Raw genomic sequence first — 3,355 nt, forward strand, 5'->3', positions numbered from 1 at the left:
CTCCCGAGCGGCCACCGCACCGCCCGACGCCGCATGCGGGAACCAACGTTCCCGCATGCGGGAACCAACTGCGGTGGCGTTCAGCGCGGAAGAACCCAGTCCGGTGTCCAGGTGCCCGGGGCGTCGTGGCCGGTCGTGGTGGCGGCGAGGTGGGTGCGGAGGGTGGTCAGGGCCGGGTGGGGGTTGTCGCGGTGCCAGAGGAGTGAGTGGGGGTAGACGGGCGTCGGGCTGGTCACCGGGATGCGGCGCAGGCCGTGGTCGGCGGGCCAGGCGAGGCGGGTGTGCTCGCCCATGAAGGTGGCCAGGGCCGGGGTGTCGGCGATGGTGTCGAGGAGCGCGTCGGAGCCGAAGTTGGGGCCGGTCGCCTCGATGGTGAGGCCGAACTCGGCGACGAGGTCGTCGTAGTAGGCGCCCCACTCGGTACCGGGGACGATGCCGGGCATCCAGATCCGGTGCCCGGCGAGCTGGGCGACGGTCACCGACCGGGCACCCGCCAGGGCGTGGGCGGGACCGGTGAGGAGCTGGAGCGGTTCGTCGATCACCCGGACGGACTCGATGTCCTCGGGAAGGGGCCGGCCGGGCGCGACGACGGCGCGGAAGGATGCGTCGATCGCACCGGAGCGGATGGCGGTGACGGCCGTCTCGATCTCGAACAGCATCATCACGTCGAGGTCGATCTCGGGATGCGCGCGGTGGAAGCCGCGCATCAGGCCCGACGCTGCGCCGCGCGAGTTGATCACGTCGACGCGCAGCGGACGCCGGCCCGGGCGCACGGACTCGACCGCGCGCTCGGCGGCGCGCAGCAGCTCGCGCGCGTGGGGCAGGAACGCCTGCCCGTCGATGGTGAGCTCGGCCCCGCGTGCGGTGCGGGTGAACAACCGCACGCCGAGGTTGCGCTCCAGCGCGGCGATGCGCTTGGAGACGGCCTGCTGGGTGACGGCCAGCTCGGCGGCCGCCTCCTGGAACTGCCCCGCGTCGGCGGCGGCGACGAAGGTCCGAACGGTGTCGAGGTCCATGGCGGCACTCTATAGGTACAACTGATGGTTGTGGGTTGATGGTCCTGAGGTTGTTTGATCCCCGGGGATGAGGCGCGCTTTGATGCTTCTGATCGCCGATCGGTTGTGTGGGGGGAGTGGCTGTCGGTCCGCCGAATCGTGTCCCCGCACCCGACCGGGTGCCGCCAAGCAAGGAGAACACTCGCGTGAGTACCGCCCCCGTACTTGACCCCGAGCACACCGCTCTGCTCGTCCTGGACTGCCAGCCCGCGATCCTGGCCGCTCTGCCCGAGGGCGGAGGCCGGGAAGCCCTGCTCGACCGTGTGGAAGCGGCCATCGCCGATGTCCGCACAAGCGGCGGCACCGTCGCCTACGTACGCGTCGGCTTCACCGAGGCCGACTGGGACGGGATCCCGGCGACCAACAAGTCCTTCGCCCCGCTGGCCCGACACCGCGTCATGCACCACGAGGACCCTGCCACGGCCGTCCACGAGCGCTTGGCCCCCCGGGACGGCGACCTCGTCGTGCGCAAGACCCGCTTCGGCGGCATGTCCACCACCGACCTCGACCAGCAGCTGCGCGAGCGCGGCATCACCACCCTGGTCGTCTCCGGCGTCAGTACCAGCGGTGTCGTCCTGTCCACCGTCCTCGACGCGGCCGACCGCGACTACCGGCTCTACGTCCTGTCCGACGGCGTCGCCGACCCGGACACCGAAGCCCACGACGTTCTGCTGAAGAAGGTCCTCCCTTCGCGGGCCCACATCATCGACACCGCCGAGCTGCGCACCCTGCTCCGGGCCGGCTGACTCGAACCGTCGAACCGTCGAACCGTCGAACCGCCGACGCCCGGCAACAGCGGTGCCCCGTCGAGGTGGCCGCCGTGGGCGGGACAGGTCGGCCAGGGGATGTCGGTCGGCCCCGGCTGTCAGTACGCCGGGGCCGATCAGTACAGTCGGCGTCCTTCGTGAGACCTGGGAGGGGTGCATGGACATCGGCACGATACGTGCGGCGATCGGGCCGGAGAGCCCGGACGAGGTGACCGGATCGGGCATCTATGTCTGGGTGGACGCGGGGGCAGTCGGTCATCCGGTGCTGTACATCGGCAGGTCGGGCAACGTGGCCAGGCGAACGCAAAACGAGAGGACGTGGACCGAGCAGTTCCGGGACGCGCGTCGCCGTGGAAACACCCTGTGGTACTCGGCCGGCTGCGGGCTCTCCCCGGTCCTGGCGGCCGCCGCGGATCCGCAGGTGTTCATGTGGGCCCTCGGGAAGGAGGACGCGGGCGCTACCGAGACGGCGCTGATCCGCTTGGCCGCGATGACCGGCGGCACTCCGCCCGCCCAGGGAGCCGGCTGGGGCTGGGGCCGTGGAGACCAGGCGGGGAGTCCGGACCCGGTTCACCAGCTGTTGAGCCGCTGGTTCGAGGGCGATCACCTGGTGCGTCAGATCGCAGAAGCCGACGTCTGACTCGCCGGGCAGGTCGGGTCCGCCGTACCGGGTCACCCCGGTACGGCCAGGTCACTCCGGTACGGGCAGGCACTCGGCGAGCAGGGCGACGATGTCGTGCCAGGCGCGCTGAGCGTGCCGGGGGTGGTGGCCGACGCCGGGGAGCACGGCGTGGCCGACCGTCGGGTGGTGGAAGGCGTGCAGGGCGCCGCCGTAGACCACGAGGCGCCAGTCGACGCCCGCGGCCTGCATCTCGGCGGCGAACGCGTCCCGTTGTGCGGGCGGCATGATCGGGTCCTCCGATCCGACCCCGGCCCAGACGGGGCAGCGGATGTGCGCCGCCTCGCCCGGTCGGCCCGTGGTCAGGGCGTTGACCGTGCCGATCGCGCGCAGGTCGACGCCGTCGCGCCCGAGTTCCAGGGCGATCGCGCCGCCGGTGCCGTAGCCGATGGCGGCGATCCGGTCGGGGTCGGTCCGCGGTTCGGCGAGCAGCACGTCGAGCGCGGCGTGGCCGATGCCGCGCATCCGGTCGGGGTCGGCGAGCAGGGGAGTGATGCGCGCCAGCATCTCCTGCGGGTCGGTGAACCAGCGCCCGCCGTTGATGTCGAAGGCCATTGCCACGTAGCCGAGTTCGGCGAGGGCGTCGGCCCGGCGGCGCTGGAAGTCGTTCAGCCCCGGCCCCTCGGGCCCGACCAGGACCGCGGGTCGGCGGCCGGTACCGGCCGGGAGCGCGAGGTGCCCGATCATCGTGAGGCCGTCGGCCGGGTACTCGACCGTGCGCGTGGTAACCGTCGTCATGGGACCGGACTGTAGTGAGCGTCGAGCCCGGTCGGGCCGGTTTTTCGCCGGCGGCAGAACGGCGCGGGTGTACCTCGGACGATGCGGCGATGGCAGTGGTGGGACCGGCTCGGGGC

General features: G+C 72.1%; 4 protein-coding genes. 2 read left to right on the forward strand and 2 right to left on the reverse strand.

Annotated features, from left to right (window positions below):
* Positions 1–80 precede the first annotated feature (80 nt).
* A complete protein-coding gene (locus tag ACFVHI_RS29300) occupies positions 81–1,016 on the reverse strand; it encodes a LysR family transcriptional regulator (protein ID WP_380344418.1) in 936 nt (311 codons plus the stop codon).
* A gap of 185 nt (positions 1,017–1,201) precedes the next feature.
* On the opposite strand from ACFVHI_RS29300, the gene ACFVHI_RS29305 reads away from it, so the two are divergent.
* Entirely contained in the window at positions 1,202–1,801 is a 600-nt protein-coding gene (locus ACFVHI_RS29305; protein WP_380344420.1) for a cysteine hydrolase, read from the forward strand.
* 178 nt (positions 1,802–1,979) lie between these two features.
* On the forward strand, positions 1,980–2,462 hold the full coding sequence (locus ACFVHI_RS29310; RefSeq protein ID WP_380344423.1) for a hypothetical protein: 483 nt from the start codon (positions 1,980–1,982) through the stop codon (positions 2,460–2,462).
* 51 nt (positions 2,463–2,513) lie between these two features.
* Here ACFVHI_RS29310 and ACFVHI_RS29315 read toward each other — a convergent pair whose 3' ends face one another.
* Positions 2,514–3,239, reverse strand: coding sequence for a dienelactone hydrolase family protein (locus tag ACFVHI_RS29315; RefSeq protein ID WP_380344426.1), 726 nt, complete (start codon positions 3,237–3,239; stop codon positions 2,514–2,516).
* Positions 3,240–3,355 lie beyond the last annotated feature (116 nt).

The sequence above is a fragment of the Kitasatospora sp. NPDC127121 genome (assembly GCF_042677305.1).
Classification (GTDB): domain Bacteria; phylum Actinomycetota; class Actinomycetes; order Streptomycetales; family Streptomycetaceae; genus Kitasatospora.